The sequence below is a fragment of the Blautia sp. AM28-27 genome, from assembly GCF_003480905.1.
Lineage (GTDB): Bacteria > Bacillota > Clostridia > Lachnospirales > Lachnospiraceae > Fusicatenibacter > Fusicatenibacter saccharivorans.
In genome coordinates this window covers 360573-379045 of the sequence record NZ_QUJK01000001.1, presented here as the reverse complement: position 1 = coordinate 379045, position 18473 = coordinate 360573, and the positions used below count along the sequence as shown (strand labels likewise).

Annotated in this window: 16 protein-coding genes and 1 riboswitch; of the genes, 8 read left to right on the top strand and 8 right to left on the bottom strand. The window is 50.5% G+C overall.

Annotation, left to right across the window (positions count from 1 at the left end; genetic code table 11):
• Positions 1 to 167 precede the first annotated feature (167 nt).
• Complete coding sequence (locus tag DW743_RS01745; RefSeq protein WP_022461346.1) at positions 168 to 623, top strand: CYTH domain-containing protein; 456 nt, start codon at positions 168 to 170, stop codon at positions 621 to 623.
• Positions 624 to 803: 180 nt separating this feature from the next.
• Here DW743_RS01745 and proC read toward each other — a convergent pair whose 3' ends face one another.
• From proC to DW743_RS18195, 3 genes are all read right to left on the bottom strand, one after another.
• Positions 804 to 1601 (bottom strand): pyrroline-5-carboxylate reductase, encoded by a 798-nt coding sequence (proC, locus tag DW743_RS01740; RefSeq protein WP_117760472.1) that lies wholly within the window; start codon positions 1599 to 1601, stop codon positions 804 to 806.
• Positions 1602 to 1812: 211 nt separating this feature from the next.
• Positions 1813 to 2820 carry an ABC transporter substrate-binding protein gene (locus DW743_RS01735; protein ID WP_117760473.1) on the bottom strand — a complete coding sequence of 336 codons (1008 nt, stop codon included), beginning with the start codon at positions 2818 to 2820 and terminating at the stop codon, positions 1813 to 1815.
• Positions 2821 to 2928: 108 nt separating this feature from the next.
• The gene (locus DW743_RS18195) at positions 2929 to 3078 is read right to left on the bottom strand and encodes a hypothetical protein (RefSeq protein WP_158568534.1); all 150 of its coding nucleotides are present in this window, start codon (positions 3076 to 3078) and stop codon (positions 2929 to 2931) included.
• Between the two features lie 152 nt (positions 3079 to 3230).
• Between DW743_RS18195 and DW743_RS01730 the strand changes: the two genes are divergently transcribed.
• Complete coding sequence (locus DW743_RS01730) at positions 3231 to 4187, top strand: ketopantoate reductase family protein (protein ID WP_117760474.1); 957 nt, start codon at positions 3231 to 3233, stop codon at positions 4185 to 4187.
• A 21-nt stretch (positions 4188 to 4208) separates the two neighbouring features.
• Positions 4209 to 5186, top strand: a complete 978-nt coding sequence (locus DW743_RS01725) for a Gfo/Idh/MocA family protein (RefSeq protein ID WP_055219831.1) — start codon at positions 4209 to 4211, stop codon at positions 5184 to 5186.
• A gap of 61 nt (positions 5187 to 5247) precedes the next feature.
• On the opposite strand, the gene DW743_RS01720 is transcribed toward DW743_RS01725, so the two are convergent.
• A complete protein-coding gene (locus DW743_RS01720) occupies positions 5248 to 5421 on the bottom strand; it encodes a response regulator (protein ID WP_117760475.1) in 174 nt (57 codons plus the stop codon).
• Between the two features lie 156 nt (positions 5422 to 5577).
• A riboswitch (TPP riboswitch) is annotated at positions 5578 to 5689 on the top strand.
• Positions 5690 to 5815: 126 nt separating this feature from the next.
• Here DW743_RS01720 and thiM point away from each other — a divergent pair.
• The 4 genes from thiM (at position 5816) to thiC (ending at position 9496) form a co-directional block, all read left to right on the top strand.
• Complete coding sequence (gene thiM, locus DW743_RS01715) at positions 5816 to 6637, top strand: hydroxyethylthiazole kinase (RefSeq protein ID WP_117760476.1); 822 nt, start codon at positions 5816 to 5818, stop codon at positions 6635 to 6637.
• Complete coding sequence (thiE, locus tag DW743_RS01710; protein WP_055226936.1) at positions 6624 to 7268, top strand: thiamine phosphate synthase; 645 nt, start codon at positions 6624 to 6626, stop codon at positions 7266 to 7268. Before thiM ends, thiE begins: the two co-directional genes overlap by 14 nt.
• 115 nt (positions 7269 to 7383) lie before the next feature.
• Positions 7384 to 8163, top strand: a complete 780-nt coding sequence (gene thiD, locus DW743_RS01705; RefSeq protein ID WP_117760596.1) for a bifunctional hydroxymethylpyrimidine kinase/phosphomethylpyrimidine kinase — start codon at positions 7384 to 7386, stop codon at positions 8161 to 8163.
• A gap of 25 nt (positions 8164 to 8188) precedes the next feature.
• Positions 8189 to 9496, top strand: a complete 1308-nt coding sequence (thiC, locus tag DW743_RS01700; RefSeq protein WP_117760477.1) for a phosphomethylpyrimidine synthase ThiC — start codon at positions 8189 to 8191, stop codon at positions 9494 to 9496.
• An 86-nt stretch (positions 9497 to 9582) separates the two neighbouring features.
• On the opposite strand, the gene glpK is transcribed toward thiC, so the two are convergent.
• The 4 genes from glpK to DW743_RS01680 form a co-directional block, all read right to left on the bottom strand.
• A complete protein-coding gene (gene glpK, locus DW743_RS01695; RefSeq protein WP_055219824.1) occupies positions 9583 to 11073 on the bottom strand; it encodes a glycerol kinase GlpK in 1491 nt (496 codons plus the stop codon).
• 137 nt (positions 11074 to 11210) lie between these two features.
• Positions 11211 to 13598 carry a glycoside hydrolase family 31 protein gene (locus DW743_RS01690; RefSeq protein WP_117760478.1) on the bottom strand — a complete coding sequence of 796 codons (2388 nt, stop codon included), beginning with the start codon at positions 13596 to 13598 and terminating at the stop codon, positions 11211 to 11213.
• Positions 13599 to 13697: 99 nt separating this feature from the next.
• Complete coding sequence (locus DW743_RS01685; RefSeq protein WP_117760479.1) at positions 13698 to 15368, bottom strand: glycoside hydrolase family 13 protein; 1671 nt, start codon at positions 15366 to 15368, stop codon at positions 13698 to 13700.
• 154 nt (positions 15369 to 15522) lie between these two features.
• Complete coding sequence (locus tag DW743_RS01680) at positions 15523 to 16539, bottom strand: LacI family DNA-binding transcriptional regulator (protein WP_022462608.1); 1017 nt, start codon at positions 16537 to 16539, stop codon at positions 15523 to 15525.
• A gap of 241 nt (positions 16540 to 16780) precedes the next feature.
• Between DW743_RS01680 and DW743_RS01675 the strand changes: the two genes are divergently transcribed.
• Complete coding sequence (locus DW743_RS01675; protein WP_117760480.1) at positions 16781 to 18421, top strand: InlB B-repeat-containing protein; 1641 nt, start codon at positions 16781 to 16783, stop codon at positions 18419 to 18421.
• Positions 18422 to 18473 lie beyond the last annotated feature (52 nt).

Sequence of the window (18473 nt, the reverse complement as noted above, 5' to 3'; positions counted from 1 at the left end):
GTAACAAACCGCCGCTATTATACCACATTTTTCCGCAGAATGCTTGCATTTCATAAAAATTTCAGGACTTTTTTTCGCAAAAAGCCGGATTTCGCTTAACATCACGGGAAAAGCATGGTAAACTCTTGAAAAAAGCAGTGATGCAATCACGAGAAGGAGTCTCTTTTATGGAAATCGAACGCAAATACCTTCTGGATCAGCTTCCGGAAAATCTTACAAGCTATCCATGTAAAAAAATCGAGCAGGGCTATCTTTCCACCGAACCGGTTGTCCGCATCCGCCGCTCTGACGACGAATATTATCTGACCTACAAGTCAAAAGGGCTGATGGTGCGTGAAGAGTATAATCTTCCGCTCACAAAGGAATCCTACCTGCATCTGCGGGAAAAGGCAGACGGCGTTCTTATCTCAAAAACACGCTATCTGCTGCCGCTTACCGGAACGGATCTGACGATCGAGCTCGATGTCTTTGATGCGCCGTATGAAGGCCTTTACCTCGCAGAGGTGGAGTTTCCGGACGAAGCATCCGCAAACGCCTTTGTTCCTCCGGTATGGTTTGGAAAGGATGTAACCTATTCTTCCGATTATCACAACAGTACGCTCAGTAAAGGAAAAAAACTATAAATTACCAGAAAAAATCCCGGTGCCTTTTCCACGGCTGCCGGGATTTTTCCGCTCGTTTGTTTTTTTACTCTTTTTTGTGCTTGCTTTTTGCTTGTTTTGGTTTGTTTTTTGTGCATACATTCTTTATTTTTGCTGCTTTCACATTAGCGTCATTCTGTCAAAGCGGCGGTGCTGCTCCTTCTAATCCACTCCCTTTGATTTCCGGATGCAGGCTCGTGTTGCATCAATAACAGCACTTCTCAGCTTCTCCCGCTCCAGTACGGCAACCGCTTCGATGGTGGTTCCGCCTGGCGAGCAGACCATGTCTTTTAATTCTCCCGGGTGCATTCCTGTCTCGAGAAGCATTTTGGCGCTTCCAAGGACAGACTGTGCAGCAAATTCATATGCCTGTTTTCTCGGCATTCCTTCGGCTACTGCCGCATCTGCAAGAGCCTCCAGGAAAAGAAATACGTACGCCGGCGAGCTTCCGCTGACACCTGTGACGGTATCCATCAGATACTCCGGAACAACTTCTGCGCGGCCAAAGCTTTTCAGGAGGGTTAAAACGAGCTGCAGCTCTTCCTCCGTCACGAGATCATTGGCACAGACGCCGGTCATTCCTTCTCCGACGAGTGCTGGTGTGTTTGGCATGGTGCGAATTAACTTTGTTGGTTTTCCGATTTCTGTACCCAGCCATTGTAAAGACTTACCGGGAAGAATCGATACGATAATCTTCTCGGGTGAGATGAAGTTTTTGACGAGGTTTATTATATTTTTTATTTGGTTTGGCTTTACTGCCAGGAATACAAGATCGGATCCGGCTACGACCGCTTCGTTCTCCGTAGTCGCCTGGACTCCAAACTGGTTGGTCAAGCGTTCCACACTTTTCTCCGTGCGGACCGATACCAGAATGTCATCTGCAGATACAACTCCTTTTTGGATCATTCCGCCAATCATGGCACTCGCCATGTTGCCGCCGCCGATAAAACCTACTTTCATGTCTGTTCGCCTCCGTATGCCTGTGTTGTAAAAAATATATGCGACATCCATAGTATGCAACAAAATTTACTTTTTTGCAATACTTTTTCTCTATTTTTCTTCTTTTCTTTTGCAATTTTCTTTATTTTTTTCGAATGAAATGTCGCTGTTTGTCGACGAATGTCGAAAAGTGTCTTTTTCTGTCTTTTTTCGCTTTTCTATTCCGCCGGAATCAGCCTTTGGCGGCGGCCTCTTCGGCGTATTTTGTTGTCACGAGTGTCTTGTACGGTGCCTTTTTCTCCAGCTCTCCCGCCTGCTCCAGAATCTCCTGCAGAAGATCAAAACTTTCTTCCTCAAAGATCAGATTTTCTTTCCACGTATCCTGCTCATAGTAGCGGCGCACGATCGCGGTGATGGTTTCCAGCTCGGTTTCTGCAAACTGCGGCGCAATCACTTCTGCAATCTCCTCCGGTGTGTGCGTCTGCACGAAGTCCATTCCCTTCTGCAGTGCCTTCGTGAATTTTTCTACGGTTGCGCCGTGCGTTTTCAGATAACTCTGTTTGACGCTGTACGACGTATACGGCACATACCCGGATTCCGTTCCGACCGATGCCACGACATAGCCGTCGCCCTTCTGCTCGAGCAGTGTCGCGGACGGTTCAAATTCAATCGTATAATCCCCCTGCCCGCCGGAGAACGCGGCAGCTGTGGAACCAAAATCGATGCTCTGGTTGATGTTTACGTCTTTTTTATCAATCCCTTTCTGCGCCAGAACATACTCAAAGACCATTTCCGGCATACCGCCTTTTCTTCCCCCTAATACCTCTTTGTTTTTCAATTTCTCCCAGGTAAACGAATTGTCTTTCTCTCTTCCCACAACAAAGTTTCCCGCCCGCTGCGTCAGCTGCGCGAAGTTCACAACTGGGTCTGCGGTTCCCTCGAGGTACGCGTAGACGGTTGCCTCCGCCCCCATAAACCCGATATCCGCTTCGCCGGAAATCATCGCCGTCAGCACTTTATCTGCACCAAATCCTGTTATCAGCGTCAGATCAATGCCCTCGTCCGCAAAATACCCCTCCTCAATTGCCACGTACTGCGGGGCGTAAAAAATGGAGTGGGCAACCTCATTTAATGTCACCTGCTCCACTTTTTCTTTTGTCTCATCTTTTGCCCCGCATCCCGCCAGCGTCACTGCCGCCATTGCCAGTACAAGCGCACCTGTCAGCCATTTTCCTTTCATCAACAGATTCTCCTGTTTTTTCATTCTAACCTTAGAATATGATTTCCCGGTAAAAATGCGTGCAAAAAACGAAGGAGAAATGTTCGAATTTCGTTTCTCCTTCGTTTCTTATTTCTTCTCTTGTTTTTCTTTTGCCTTCTGTTCTTCTTTCGTCCGGATTTTGTCTTCGTACATTTTCAGATCATTCAGATCCAGCATGAAGCAGGCCGTCGGTTTGGAAATGTGGTAATGTGTTTCTGTCATCTCCTCTTGCCGCATCTGCGCGTTTCTTTTATATTTTTCATTCTACAATGTACCTTAACACATTTAGGCTTCCTTTTCCGAAATTTTCTATTTTGAACAACAAATTGAGGATCTCCGCAAAATTTGTTATAGTAAGGGTAATTCAAACAGTTACAAAGGAGGCTATTATGATAATAAAATCAGTTGCTGTTCTGGGCGCCGGAGCGGTTGGGTCTTATGTAATCTGGGGGCTTTCGGAGAAAAAGGACATCCGGCTTGGCGTTATCGCGTCCGGGGAACGGGCGAAGCGTCTGAAAAACAAAGGATGCAAAATTAACGATACGGTTTATCACCCGGAGGTATGGACACCGGAAGAGGCACACGGCGTGGATTTTCTGATCGTCTCGCTCAAATACGGCGCACTGCCGGGGGCTCTTGACAATATTACTGCCGTTACCGGCGAGAATACTGTGATCATGAGTCTGATGAACGGCGTGGACAGTGAGGAGATCATCGCGGAAAAAGTCGGTGCGGAGCATCTGCTTCATGCTGTTATCAAAGTAGCTTCTCATAAAGAGAATGACGGCTACGTTTTCAACCCTGAGGCGACGCTCGGCATCATTTTCGGCGAAGTTTCGGCGCCGTACGACAGTGAGCGTGTGCAGGCTGTTCTGGATCTGTTCTCCGGCACAGGGCTGCATTACCGGGCAACCGATTGTATTTTAGAGGAAATATGGAGCAAATTCCGGCTGAATGTCTGCAATAACCTGCCGCAGGCTATTCTCGGTGCCGGGGTCGGCTGCTACCGCGACAGTGTGCATATGAAGGCGATCAGCGACGGACTCCGCGCAGAACTGATGGCGATTGCGGAGGCAAAGGGAATTGATATCAGCAAGGCGGATGTCTCCTCGGGACGCGGAAGTGCGGTTCCGCCGACGGCGCGCTACTCGACGCTCCAGGATCTCGATGCGGGACGCCATACGGAAATTGATATGTTCTCGGGTGCGCTGATCCGCATGGGAAAAGAGCTTGGAATTCCAACGCCTTACAATGAATTTACGTACCATATGATCAAAGCACTGGAAGAGAAAAACGACAGACGGTTTGACTACAGCGGAAGCGAAGAACCGCTCTGGGCAAAATAGATACGATAGGAGAATCTCACGATGAAAGAAATCAAATGGGCTGTACTCGGATGCGGTGTGATTGCAAATGAAATGGCGGTCGCACTGCAGAAAAACGGAAAGAATATTTACGCGGTCGGCAACCGGACCCATGAGAAGGCGGCTGCTTTTGCGGAGAAATATGGAATTGGAAAAGTTTACGATGATTTCCATGAGATGTTTACCGATCCGGAGGTCGATGTCATTTATATCACGACGCCGCACAACACGCATCTTGGCTTTATGAAAGAGGCGATTGCCAATGGAAAACACATTCTCGTTGAGAAATCGATTACGCTGAACAGCGACGAGCTCGACGAGGCCATAGCGCTTGCAAAAGAAAAAGGTGTCATCATCGGAGAGGCAATGACGATTTACCATATGCCGATCTACAAAGAGCTGAAAAAAATTCTCGACTCCGGCCGTCTCGGCAGAGTCAATCTGATCACGATGAACTTCGGCAGTTTCAAAGAGTACAACATGAAGAACCGCTTCTTCAACCGGAATCTCGCAGGCGGCGCGATGCTTGATATCGGCGTATACGCACTCTCCTTCCTCCGCTGGTTCTTCGACTCTAAGCCGGATCAGCTCCTTTCCCAGGTAAAGCCCGCTCCGACCGGTGTGGACGAGCAGGCCGGCCTCCTTCTCACCAATCAGGAAGGACAGATGGCAAGTGTGATGCTCTCTCTCCACTCCAAACAGCCGAAACGCGGCATGGTTTCCTGTGAGAACGGATTTATCGAGATCATGGAGTACCCGCGTGCCTGGGAAGCAAAAATCACAGACGCTTCCACCGGCGAATCCGAAATCATCAAAGCCGGTGACAACGCCGATGCACTCGCCTATGAGCTCGCCGACATGGAACGCGCCATCAATGGAGATGCATCTGCCATGCACCTCGACTACACGAAGGACGTCATGGATCTGATGACCTCCTTCCGCAGAACCTGGGGCTATACGTACCCTGAGGAAGAAAAATAAGATTCGCACATCAAAAGCCCCTGCCCGGCACACATCAGATGCCGGGCAGGGGCACTTCTTTTCACCTGCAATACTCTGCAATTTTCTTTTTCAGTAATTCCGCATCAATCGGCTTTGCGATATGCACGTCCATGCCGGCCTCTTTTGCGGCCTGCCGGTCTTCAACAAAGGCGTTGGCGCTCATGGCGAAAATCGGAATGGAGGCGGCATCATCACGTCCATGACTTCCACGCATATTTTATACTTCATTTTACGCTGATATTATTTTCTCTGTCAACCCAAATAACATTACATTTCCAATATTTTGCATGTCTTTTTTATTTTTCTGAAATTTTTTTAAATCTTCCGTTTTTCTCTTGCACAATTGTTTTTATGCGTATATAATTGTCTGCAGAAAGCAAAGGGGAGCTCGCGTGCGAAGCGGGCTGAGAGTAGGATGCATCTCCTAGACCCTGAACCTGATTTGGGTAATGCCAACGTAGGGAGATACGATATGCACATTTTCTGCAGATATACCTCCACGTATATCTGCTTTTTTAATCTCTATGAACACATCATCAACAGGTTCTTCCAGTACCACAAGGGAATTTGCTTCTGCAAAAATACTCACACAGGAGGAACAAAAAATTATGTTAGGCACTTGTCTTGACAATGTCAGAAAAACAACCCCTCTCGTACACAACATCACAAATTACGTTACAGTAAACGATGTCGCCAATATTCTGCTGGCATGCGGCGCAAGCCCGATCATGTCCGATGAACCGGAGGATGTCGAGGATATCACCTCCATCTGCGGCGGTCTGAACATCAACATCGGAACGCTGCACAGAACGAGCATCGACGGCATGTACCGTGCCGGTGCAAAAGCAGCTTCGCTCGGCCACAAAATCCTGCTCGATCCAGTCGGCGCAGGCGCAAGCCACTTACGTACTTCGACCGCAGTCGGACTGATGGAAAAAATCCCGTTCACCGTCATCCGCGGAAATATTTCCGAAATCAAAACACTGGCACTCGGAAGCGGAACGACAAAGGGTGTTGACGCAGACGTTGCCGATAAAGTAACAGACGAAAACCTCGACAGCGCCGTTGCTTTTGCAAAAAACTTTGCGAAAGACCACAACTGTGTTGTCGCCATCACAGGAGCGATCGACCTCGTTGCCGATGCTGACACCTGCTACGTGATCCGCAACGGACGCGCCGAGATGGGAAGCATCACCGGAACAGGCTGCCAGCTCTCCGGCATGATGACCGCTTACCTCGTTGCCAACCCGGACGAGCCGTTAAAAGCCGCTGCTGCCGCTGTCTGCGCAATGGGACTTGCCGGCGAGATCGGCTGGAGCCATATGAAACCGGAAGACGGCAACTCCACCTACCGGAACCGCATCATCGACGCCATCTACCACATGGACGGCGAGATGCTAGAGAAAGGTGCAAAGTATGAAGTGCGATAAAAAAGGCCTGCTTTTATATGCTGTGACAGACCGCAGCTGGCTGAACGGCGAGACACTGTACAGCCAGGTGGAAAAGGCTCTGCAGGGCGGCGCAACGTTTATCCAGCTCCGCGAAAAAAATCTTGACCAGGATCACTTTATGGAAGAGGCACTGGAACTGAAAAAACTCTGTGCCGCATACCATGTTCCTTTCGTCATCAACGATAACGTGGAAATCGCAGCTAAGATGGATGCGGACGGCGTTCATGTCGGCCAGAGCGATATGGAGGCCGGCGATGTCCGTGCAAAGCTTGGCCCGGACAAGATCATCGGCGTTTCGGCACAGACCGTGGAACAGGCCATTCTCGCCGAGCAGCGCGGGGCAGATTACCTCGGCGTCGGCGCAGTCTTCCACACCGGTTCCAAGGCGGATGCGGAGGATGTCAGCCACGAAACGCTGACTGCTATCTGCAATGCCGTTAAAATCCCTGTCATCGCCATCGGCGGCATCACACGCGATAACGTGACGGAGCTTTCCGGCAGCGGCATCTGCGGCATTGCCGTCATCAGTGCCATTTTTGCACAGAAAGACATTGTTTCCGCAACGAAGGATCTGAAAGAACAGACTCTGCGCATGCTGGAAAACAAATAATTTTACGTAACCATTCATCCTCACACCAGGCGGCAGACTGGGGGCACCACTTTCTTTGTCGCCTGTCCAAAAAGAAAAGTAATGCAAAGGAGTAATTCTCATGGACGCGAAAAACATGAAAACAGCATTAACAATCGCGGGAAGTGATTCCAGCGGAGGCGCCGGCATTCAGGCAGACATCAAAACCATGATCACAAACGGAGTTTACGCCATGTCGGCAATTACCGCACTCACCGCCCAGAACACCACCGGCGTTTCCGGTATTTTCGATGTAACACCGGAGTTTCTGGCCGCACAGCTTGACGCCGTCTTTACGGACATCTTCCCGGACGCCGTCAAAATCGGTATGGTATCCTCCCCGGCACTGATCGAAGTCATCTCCGAACGGCTTCGCTTCTACCAGGCCAAACACATCGTTGTGGACCCGGTCCTCGTCGCTACAAGCGGCTCCGCGCTCGCTTCGGGCGGCGTGCCTGACCTGATGAAAAAACTGCTCTTTCCTCTGGCCGAAGTCATCACACCGAATATCCCAGAGGGAGAAGTTCTCTCCGGCATCAAAATCCAGTCGGAAAGCGATATGGAACGCGCCGCAAAAGAGATCGGGGATTCCTGCGGCTGTGCCGTTCTGTTAAAGGGCGGCCACAGTATCAATGATGCCAACGATCTTTTATATCACGACGGCACATTTACCTGGTTCACCGGAAAACGCATCGACAATCCGAACACACACGGCACCGGCTGTACACTCTCCAGCGCCATCGCATCGGGGCTCGCAAAGGGGCTTTCCCTTCCGGATGCCATTTCCGCCGCAAAAGAGTATATTTCGGGCGCACTCGCGAGCATGATGGATCTCGGCCACGGCTCGGGACCGCTGAACCACGCTTACCGGATCTGATTTTGAAAATAAAGGAGAACAACAGATGGAACGCAATTACGCAACACAGATGGACGCCGCACGCCGCGGCATTGTAACACCGGAGCTGAAAAAAGTCGCAGAAAAAGAGTATATGGCCGTGAAAGACCTGATGCCGCTCGTTGCCAGCGGAAAGGTTGCCATTCCGGCCAATAAGCTGCACACCTGCATCGACCCGGAGGGCATCGGCTCGATGCTGCGCACGAAAATCAATGTAAATCTCGGTGTTTCGAAAGACTGTAAAGATTACGATGTGGAGATGCAGAAGGTACTCTCCGCGGTCAATATGGGCGCAGAAGCCATCATGGACCTGTCGAGCCACGGCAATACGCAGCCGTTCCGGCGGAAACTGACCTCCGAATGTCCGGCCATGATCGGCACCGTGCCGGTATATGACAGTGTGATCCATTACCAGAGAGACCTGGATACGCTGACCGCCAAAGATTTTATTGACGTCATCCGCCTCCATGCCGAGGACGGTGTCGATTTCGTCACCCTGCACTGCGGCATCACCAGAAAAACCATCGATCAGATCCGCAAACACAAACGGAAAATGAATATCGTTTCCCGCGGCGGCTCCCTCGTGTTCGCCTGGATGTGCATGACCGGCGAGGAGAATCCGTTCTACGAGTATTACGATGAGATTCTCGATATCTGCCGTGAATACGATGTGACCATTTCTCTCGGCGACGCCTGCCGTCCTGGCTGCCTTGCCGACGCAACGGATGTCTGCCAAATTGAGGAGCTGGTGCGCCTCGGCGAACTCACCAAACGTGCCTGGGAAAAAGACGTTCAGGTTATGGTTGAGGGACCGGGCCACGTTCCGATGGATCAGATTGCGGCCAACATGAAAGTACAGCAGACCATCTGCATGGGCGCTCCGTTCTATGTCCTCGGCCCTCTTGTGACCGATATTGCACCGGGCTATGACCACATCACCGCTGCCATCGGAGGCGCGATTGCGGCCATGAACGGCGCTGCTTTCCTGTGCTACGTAACGCCGGCAGAGCATCTGGCTCTTCCGAACCTGGATGATGTAAAACAGGGCATCATCGCAAGCAAAATCGCCGCACACGCTGCCGACATCGCCAAAGGTGTTCCGCATGCGCGTGATATTGACGACAAGATGGGCGATGCCCGCCGCGTGCTCGACTGGGAAGCACAGTGGGACTGTGCACTGGACCCGGAGACCGCAAAAGCCATCCGCGCCGACCGCTCGCCGGAACAGGAAGATACCTGCTCGATGTGCGGTAAATTCTGTGCCGTGCGAAGCATGAACAAAGCTTTAAACGGCGAACATATCGACATTCTTTAACGTCAGTAGACAAGAAGTCACAGTACGCGAAAAGGAACGGTTTTCATTACGAAACCGTTCCTTTTCTGCATTTCCAAAATCTTTTTCTATTTTGCCCATCCTTCGGCGTAACGGACTGCTTTGTGCCATCCGTTCATCTTCTCATCGCGCTCCTCTTTCGAGAGCTCCGGCTCAAACGTACGGTCAATGGCTCCGTTCTGTTTTACCGTCTCCTGATCCGGCCAGTAGCCGACGGCGAGTCCCGCAAGATAAGCTGCTCCCATTGCGGTCGTCTCGATGCAGCACGGCCGCTCCACCGGCGCCTGGCTGATGTCCGCCTGGCACTGCATCAGGAAGTTGTTGGCGCTTGCTCCGCCGTCCACACGCAGCGCAGAGAGCTTCATGCCGGAATCTGCCTCCATCGCTTTTAAGACATCATCCACCTGATACGTGATCGACTCCAGCGTTGCGCGGATCACATGGTATTTGTTGACGCCGCGGGTCAGGCCGAGAATGGTTCCTCTCGCATACTGATCCCAGTACGGTGCGCCAAGGCCGGTAAACGCCGGCACGACGTAGCAGCCGTTCGTGTCGTTCACCTTCTGCGCCATGTACTCGGAATCCGCCGAGGACTCGATCAGCTTCATCTCATCGCGCAGCCACTGGATTGCGGCTCCGCCGACGAAAATGGATCCCTCGAGCGCATACGTAATCTTGTCCCCGATGCCCCATGCAATCGTGGTAACAAGACCGTGTGTCGAAGAAACCGGCTTTTCTCCCGTGTTCATCAGCAGGAAGCAGCCTGTTCCGTATGTATTTTTCGCTTCGCCCGGCGCATAGCAGGTCTGGCCGAACAGCGCCGCCTGCTGGTCTCCCGCTGCTCCCGCAATCGGAATCGGGCCGCCGAAATATGTGGATGCCGTCTCCCCGTAGACACAGCTCGACGGGCGGACTTCCGGCAGCATACAGAGCGGAATGTTCAGCTCTTTTAAGATATCCTCATCCCATTTCAGTGTATGGATATTGAACAGCATTGTACGGGACGCGTTGGTGTAATCGGTGACATGTACCTTTCCCTTTGTCATCTTCCAGATCAGCCACGTCTCCACTGTTCCGAAATAGAGATCGCCTCGCTCCGCCCGCTCGCGCACGCCCGGAACTTCATCTAGAATCCATTTCAGCTTCGTGGCTGAAAAATACGCATCAATCACAAGACCTGTTTTCTCCCGGAAACGGTCAACCAGTCCGCGCTCCATCAGGGAATCGCAGTATTCCGATGTTCTGCGGCACTGCCATACAATTGCATTGTAGACCGGCTCTCCCGTCTTTTTGTCCCAGACGATCGTCGTCTCTCTCTGGTTTGTGATGCCGATTGCCGCGATATCCTCGTAGGACGCGCCCGCTTTCTGCATTGCCTCCACGGCTACACCGAGCATCGTGGACCAGATTTCATTGGCATCGTGCTCCACCCAGCCCGGTTTCGGGAAACGCTGGGTAAACTCCTTCTGCGCAAGGCTTACGATCTGTCCTTTCTGATCAAACAGAATACAGCGGTTGCTCGTTGTGCCGGCATCAAGTGCCATGATGTATTTTCCCACGTTTAAAAATCCTCCTGTCTCACATTTCAAGAAGAGAGCCTGACAGAATCCACTGCCACGCTCTCTTCCTTTTCTTTGTATGTATCGTATCACAGAATTCTTTTTCTGTAAATCAAATCGTGTTTTTCTGCAGCAATTTATGCCGTAATGATCTCCAGCAGCGCACCGCGCAGATCGTTTGAAAGTTCCATGCTCTGCAACTCTGCAGCCAGAATTGCTACCTTTCCGTCCGCTTTGTGAAGAAGATTTGCGATCTGCTCTTTGGTGATGTAGCTGATTTCGGCGTGCAGCAGCAGATCCATCGCACGTGTCATGACATCGTTCTTTGCAATCTCCGTATCTTCCGGCAGACAGATTGTCACGGTATCCTGTGGTTTTACATCTGCCACTGCGATAGCAAGAAGTCCGTCTTTCTCTTTGACTTCTGCATCCGCTTCCACGCCGTTTACAAAGACCTTTGCCTCTTTTGCACTACTTCCACCGAATTCTACGCAATATGTTCTGCTTTCCGGAACAAGGCTCTGATTGCCCTCAACCGGTGCAATTGTAAATTTTCGTGCACCCCATTCGAGCGTCATCGGCGTTTTTGCACAGTCATTCTTCTCATACGCCATGGAAGTATTGTCATCCTCGTACAGAATAAATGTATTATCTGCACCCGCATAAACGCGTACCGTCAGCTCATCCGGGTTAGATTCTACATCCAGCGCACTGATCTTCTCTGTCATCGGGATGATCGCACCTGCTTTCGCAAGAACCGGGATTTCCTCCAGCGTACGGTACAGATCCATACTTCTGCCGCCCTCATAAATCATTCCGTTGAAGAAATCAAACCAGGTTCCCTCCGGCAGCCATACCTTCGTCTTGGCACGCTTCAGCTCCGGAATGCATTTCGTTGTCACCGGTGTTACCATCAGCTCACTTCCGAAGAAGTACTGATTCGGTGCCTGATTTTTGCCCCAGAAAACCGTCTCCGGGTAATCATAATACATCGGAACAACGATCGGTGTATCTTCTTTCCATGCACGGTAGTTCATCGTGTACAGATACGGTACGAGTTTATGACGCAGACGAAGGAAATCATCCATTGTGCTGCGCACTTCCATACTGAAGTTCCAAGGCTCTTTTCCACTGAAGGCACTGTTAGAGCTGTGCAGACGGTTGATCGGAGAAAAGACTCCGTACTGATACCATCTTGCTTCAAGCTCATCGTCACGGTAGCCAAGCATATGGCCGCCGATATCATGACTCCACCATCCGTAGCCGATGTTGGAGGCTGTGCTGGTAAAGTATGGCTGGAAATCCAGGGATTCCCAGGTGATGTGGGTGTCTCCGGAAAATCCGACCGGATAGCGGTGGGAGCCCGGTCCTGCATAGCGGGAGAAGGTCATCGGACGTTTTCCGTCTCTTCCACTGTCAAGAAAATGATAGTGATTCAGCATCCACAGCGGATCAAGACCCTCGATCTTGGTACTCTGTCCCTGCTGCCAGTCAATCCACCAGAAATCGACGCCCTCTTTTTCCATCGGATGATGGACTTTTTCGAAATATACATCGACAAATTTCGGATCGGCAATGTCAAAATTGACCGGCTCTTCTTTTTTTGCATCCACTCCCATAGCTTCTGCTACTTCCGGATAGCAGTCCTCATACGCACGAATTCCGTCTGCCGGATGGACATTCAGTGTTGTCTTCATGCCGCGTGCATGGAGTTTTCCAAGAAAACGCTCCGGATCCGGGAAGAGTTTTTTATTCCAGCTATAGCCGGTCCAGCCGCTGCCGTATTTCGGATCCACATCGTCTACACGGTGCCAGTCCATATCGATAACAGCAACCGAGAATGGAACGTTCTCTTTGTCGAAGTCTTCCATCAGTTTCATATAAGATGCTTCACTGTAACGCCAGTAACGGCTCCACCAGTTTCCGAGTGCAAATCTCGGAAGCATCGGAGTTTTGCCGCAAAGGTGATAAAAATCCTTTAATGCCAGGCGGAAATTCCAGCCATAGCCGAAGAAGTACAGATCCTGCACTCCTTTCTTTCTCGGGGTCACCCAACCGTCCTCTGTCATCAGAAGCGACTTCGAATCATCCAGAACAGCGGAACCAAACCAGGACATGATACCAGGTTCCAGTTCGCATGCTCCGTTGACCTGATCAAGCGTACGGGCCGTTCCTCCAAGATCCTGTGTCGGATCTCCGTAATGCCATGCCGGTACAGAACTGATGCCGACTGCCGTTGTTTTGCAGGAAAGTCCGTTTGCAGAGAATGCCTTTTTGTTGTAATTCAGCTGCAGATACTTTGTGCGCAGCTCCAGCTCATCGCCTGTGTCTTTGACGGAAAATTCCACTGCTGGAAAATCACGGTTTACAACCGTCTGGGATGCTGCATCGATAAATTCACCGTCCTCACTGTATTCCAGCCGAAGAAGATGCTCTGTCAGTACTGTGATACGGTATTTATCGCCTTTTATCACATTCTCGGGATTTGCAAGTGGATGTGTCTCCAATTTCAGATATGGTTTCATATTTTGTTTTTCCCTTTCTTATCTTACCAGTTCTTGCCCTATTTTGAGAACGGGAATCTGTGACAAAAGTCCGTTCTGCCTCAGATTCCTCTGCATTTTTTATTTTGTCTCCAGAACAACCGCCTCATACGCGCGCAGTTTTCGTACCCCCGCTGCCGCGCCGTCCTGCGGATAGTTGCTGATCAGTACCTCTGCTCCCGCAAAGGTTTCCGGAACCGTGTATTCCTGCTCCTCTTTTGTAAAATTGCACATCACGAGGAGTTTCTGGTCGCCTAAGGTTCTGGTATATACATACAGTGCCTCGTCCTCCGGATCGAGCAGCTCGTACGTTCCGTAAACCATGATATCCTTCTCTTTCCGGAGATGAATCAGTTTCTTGTAATAATTGTATACAGAATCCGGATCCGCCATCTCATTCTTGGCATTGACGGTCTCGTAATCCGGTCCGACCTTGATCCACGGTGTTCCTGTGGTAAATCCTGCCGAAGCGGTATCATCCCACTGCATCGGAGTTCTTGCATTGTCTCTTCCGCGCAGGTTCAGGTAGCGCATCATGTCGTCCGGCGCTACTTTTCCGGCACCGGTCAGCTCGTGGAACGCGTTGATGCTCTCAATATCGCGGAACTCGGACAGATCGTGGAACGGAACATTCTTCATGCCAAGCTCATCGCCCTGGTATACATACGGGGTACCCTGCATCATATGAAGGCAGGTTGCCAGCATTTTGGCACTTACCACACGGTATTCCGGTGAATCATCGCCGAAACGGGACAGGCAGCGCGGCTGGTCGTGGTTTCCAAGGAAGAGGCTGTTCCATGCCTTGCCCTCAAGCTCCGTCTGCCATGCTGTCATGACGCGTTTGAAATCTTTGAGCGGTACGCGTTTGTCCGTCCATTTGCCGTATGTTCCGCTTGCCAGATCTACCAGCTCGAACTGGAATACCATACTGAGCTCTTTGCCGTCTGCGGATGCATATTTTTCTGCCTCCTCGATCGTGACACCGGCACACTCACCAACCGTCATCAGATCGTATTTGGAGAGGACTTCCCTGTTCATCTCCTGCAGATACTCATGAACGTGCGGTCCGTTTACGCAGCCGGAATCACCGTAGAGTCCGCCCTCCGGAATTTTTCCGTCCGGCAGCCCTTCCGGTTTGGAGATCATGCTGATAACGTCCATCCGGAAACCGTCAATGCCTTTTTCACACCACCAGTTCATCATATCGAAAACTTCTTTTCGAACCGCCGGGTTCTCCCAGTTCAGATCAGGCTGTTTTGTTGAGAACAGATGCAGGTAATACATCTCTGTCTGCGGATCGTATTTCCATGCGGAACCGGAGAAGCAGCTTCCCCAGTTGTTTGGCTCTTTTCCCTCTTTTGCATCACGCCAGATATAATAATCGCGGTATGGATTGTCTTTCGATTTGCGGCTCTCCACGAACCATTTGTGTTCATCTGAAGTATGATTGACAACAAGGTCCATGACCAGCCTGATGCCTCTTTTATGCATCTCCGAAAGCATGCGGTCAAAATCCTCCATTGTTCCGAACTCCTGCATGATTGCCCGGTAATCGCTGATATCATATCCATTGTCATCGTTTGGTGACTGGTACACCGGAGACAGCCAGATAACATCCACGCCAAGATCCTTCAGATAATCCAGACGGGATGTGATACCATTTAAATCTCCGATACCGTCTCCGTTGCTGTCCATGAAGCTGCGCGGATAAATCTGATACACTACGGCTTCTTTCCACCATTTTTTGTCCATTTTTTTACCTCCTTTATTTCATCCCCAGAACGTGTCTGGTTCTTTAATTCTGTCGTTTGCAAGCACATTTTACCATACCTCACGGTGATTTTTCAATAGTTTTGCGCAAAACCAGCAGTTTCTACAAGAGTTTTTCTGTAAATTTGGTAACTATTTACTTCGTCAGATCTCTTACCGACTCCCTCTCCACCAGCGTTGTCGGCAATGGCGGAATATCTTTTTGTACCGGCTCATCCTGGATCAAGTGCATCAGGACTTCTACGGCACGGCGTGCTTTTCCATCCACCATCTGATGCACGGTAGTCAGCTTCGGCCGCGCAAGTGTCGCATAGGTAACATCATCAAAGCCCGCAATTGAAATTTCCTCCGGAACCTTTATTCCCCTGTTCTGCAGAAAGTTGGATGCTTCAAGTGCATAGTAATCCGATGAAAAAAAGAGCGCTGTCTGTTTTTTGAAGAACGGAAGCATCTCCTCATATGCCTTCTCCCTCTGCTCTGGATTCCACGGGATCACAATATGGCGACTTTCAAAGTCCTCAATTCCCGCCTCCTCCATTGCCTGACGCACACCGAGCCACCGATAGTGGTCAACCCCGAGATCGCAGTCGGATAAAAAGAGAAATTTTTTATGTCCCTTTCCAATCAGGTACTGACTCATCTGGTACGCACCGCCGCGGTCATCCATCGTAATGGAGCGGACTCCAAGTTCCGGCGGGAGATACTGATCAATGGTTACCAGCGGTTTTCCGAGACGTTCCGAGAGCTCTGCAATCTCCTTTTCCTTCAGAGCCATCGCAATCATGCCGTCAAAATTCCAGCCGAGCGCCTGCTGCATAATATCGTCCTGCTCATGGCGCGCAACCAGCATCATATAGTAGCCGTGTTCCCGGATCTGATACTCCAGATTTCCGAGCATTGCCGACACAAAGGGATCCTCAAAGGAAGATGCATTTCCTTTCTTCATGAAACCAAGCGCCACACCAATGAGACCGGAGCTGTTGTTCGCCAGCATGCGCGCGCTGATACTCGGCACGTACTCCATCTCCTTTAAAATCCGGTTGATTTTCTCGACCGTCGCCTTTGAGACGCGCCCTGTCTTTCCGTGTATTACATTCGAAACCGTCGTCGGGCTGACCCCTGCGCGGTCTGCAATATCTTTGATTCTAATCATCGGTTCTCTGCCTTTCCTTTTTCTTCACAATTTTCTGAATTCTGTTATGTTTATTTTACCAAGACGGCAAAATGTTTACAACTACTTTGCATCGGCAAACACTACAAAATTATTACATTTTCTTAAACGATATGTAAGAAAATCTCCATCCCTCCTTCATTTACTTTCCGCCGGTTCCGTGGTAAGATAGGATGACAGAAAAAGTTCACCTTTTTTCTGTAAGAAAGGACCTACACATCATATGCGGCTTGCATTTACAAATTTTTCGATAAAATCTCCCACTGGCAAGAAATCCGGCCGTTTTTTTCTTGCCCTTTTTCTGGGTATTTTTCTCTTCCTCGCTCATCCCATACTCTGTCAGGCTGGTTTTGCCTCCAGTACGCCGTTTACCGGTGCCTCCTGGGAACTGGTCGGGGAATATCCGATTCTCGGCAGCAACGGCGCGGTGCAGTCCGTCTGTGCGACGGAAGATTATATCATCTGCATCGAAAATTTTAATGATCTGACGACAGAGCCGGACGTAGTCTCTGCCTACTATAAAAATGATACAGACGCAGACGGAAATCCCGTTACGCAGTATTCCCTCGCGCATCAGGTAAGGGACGCAGACTTTGCTCACGCAAACGGTATGGCATACAATCCCGTCACACATGAAATCCTCGTGAGCGGCTACAGCAGCCCGGATGCTTCCAATTACGGATGTATCTTCCGCCTCGACCCGGATACTCTCGAGCAGAAAGAGCGGATCCAGCTCTCGACAAGCTACAATATTCTCGGTATTGATTATCTTCCCTCCACCGGCGGCTATCTGATCCAGACCGATGCGGACGGCGGCTACGGCTTTAAACTCCTCGATGCCTCACTTCAGGTGATGGATGACTGGGGCACGTATCCCTTCGATTTTTACATGGAAAACTTTCAGGATCTCTGTGTTTCCGGCGATCTCTTTTTTCTTTTTCCGCTGACGATGCATCTCGGAATCGGAAACTTTATCCAGACATACTCGCTCTCGCAGAAAACACTGCTTGCGGACGACACGGTTGATTTTGGCTTTTCCGACGATATCACCATCAATGAACCAGAGGGCCTCTGTGAGACAAATCCTGGGGAATTTATTGCGATTGTAAACGTAACAAAGGCAGATGGTGGACGGTACGTGCAGTTCTACCGCACCCGGGTGCCGTATCTGTTCACGGTTTCCACTTCCGCGGCGGAGCATGGCTCGGTGTCCGAGGGCGGGGAAGTTTCCAGCGGAGAGGAAAAAACCGTTTCCTACACGGCAGACGAAGGCTTCCGGCTCGCGAAGCTCTCGGTGGACGGCTTGTATCTGCCGGTGACGGAATATCCGGACAGCTACACATTTTCCGATATCCAGAAGGATCATACCCTTGCCGTAACGTTTGAACCGGTTCCGACGGCGACACCGACGCCGACTGCCACTGCGACGCCGACCGAAACACCGGCCATAACCCAGACACCGGAACCGGCCATTTCCAAAGCACCGGCATCATCCACGGTTTCCTTCTCATCTGTGGCTTCCCATTTCGCAGCGTTCTGGAAAGGCACTGTGCATGCCGCTTCCTGGTTCCGCCATCTTGCCTCGGCCGGTGCATCCCTTTTTGCCCGTATCCGGAAGGCAGATCCTGTTTTTCTGGCGATGCCGTTTGTCCTTCTCGTTCTGATTCTGCTCTTTGTCCTCCGCCTGCGGTATGTCCGCCGCATCCGGCGGGAGCGGTCGCGGAAAGCGCTGGAACACAGAAGAAGAACGTACGAAGAACTGGTCAGAGAATTTACGGAAAATCCGAAGGACGAAAAGGTTTCCATCGATGAGCTGCTGCTTACAATTGACGAACTGCAGAAGGAAGAACAGAAAAACACTTAAATGAAACGTATTCACCAGATCAGGAATTGATCTTCTCGGCACAAAAAAAGTA

What these genes read in the sequence shown, in the direction of transcription:
- thiM (WP_117760476.1), top strand. Translation starts at nt 5,816, where the DNA reads ATGTTAGGCACTTGTCTTGACAATGTCAGAAAAACAACCCCTCTCGTA.
- DW743_RS01685 (WP_117760479.1), bottom strand. Translation starts at nt 15,368, where the DNA reads ATGGACAAAAAATGGTGGAAAGAAGCCGTAGTGTATCAGATTTATCCG.
- DW743_RS01730 (WP_117760474.1), top strand. Translation starts at nt 3,231, where the DNA reads ATGATAATAAAATCAGTTGCTGTTCTGGGCGCCGGAGCGGTTGGGTCT.
- DW743_RS18195 (WP_158568534.1), bottom strand. Translation starts at nt 3,078, where the DNA reads ATGCGGCAAGAGGAGATGACAGAAACACATTACCACATTTCCAAACCG.
- thiD (WP_117760596.1), top strand. Translation starts at nt 7,384, where the DNA reads ATGAAAACAGCATTAACAATCGCGGGAAGTGATTCCAGCGGAGGCGCC.
- DW743_RS01735 (WP_117760473.1), bottom strand. Translation starts at nt 2,820, where the DNA reads ATGAAAGGAAAATGGCTGACAGGTGCGCTTGTACTGGCAATGGCGGCA.
- DW743_RS01675 (WP_117760480.1), top strand. Translation starts at nt 16,781, where the DNA reads ATGCGGCTTGCATTTACAAATTTTTCGATAAAATCTCCCACTGGCAAG.
- thiE (WP_055226936.1), top strand. Translation starts at nt 6,624, where the DNA reads ATGAAGTGCGATAAAAAAGGCCTGCTTTTATATGCTGTGACAGACCGC.
- DW743_RS01680 (WP_022462608.1), bottom strand. Translation starts at nt 16,539, where the DNA reads ATGATTAGAATCAAAGATATTGCAGACCGCGCAGGGGTCAGCCCGACG.
- DW743_RS01745 (WP_022461346.1), top strand. Translation starts at nt 168, where the DNA reads ATGGAAATCGAACGCAAATACCTTCTGGATCAGCTTCCGGAAAATCTT.
- DW743_RS01720 (WP_117760475.1), bottom strand. Translation starts at nt 5,421, where the DNA reads ATGCGTGGAAGTCATGGACGTGATGATGCCGCCTCCATTCCGATTTTC.
- proC (WP_117760472.1), bottom strand. Translation starts at nt 1,601, where the DNA reads ATGAAAGTAGGTTTTATCGGCGGCGGCAACATGGCGAGTGCCATGATT.
- DW743_RS01690 (WP_117760478.1), bottom strand. Translation starts at nt 13,598, where the DNA reads ATGAAACCATATCTGAAATTGGAGACACATCCACTTGCAAATCCCGAG.
- thiC (WP_117760477.1), top strand. Translation starts at nt 8,189, where the DNA reads ATGGAACGCAATTACGCAACACAGATGGACGCCGCACGCCGCGGCATT.
- DW743_RS01725 (WP_055219831.1), top strand. Translation starts at nt 4,209, where the DNA reads ATGAAAGAAATCAAATGGGCTGTACTCGGATGCGGTGTGATTGCAAAT.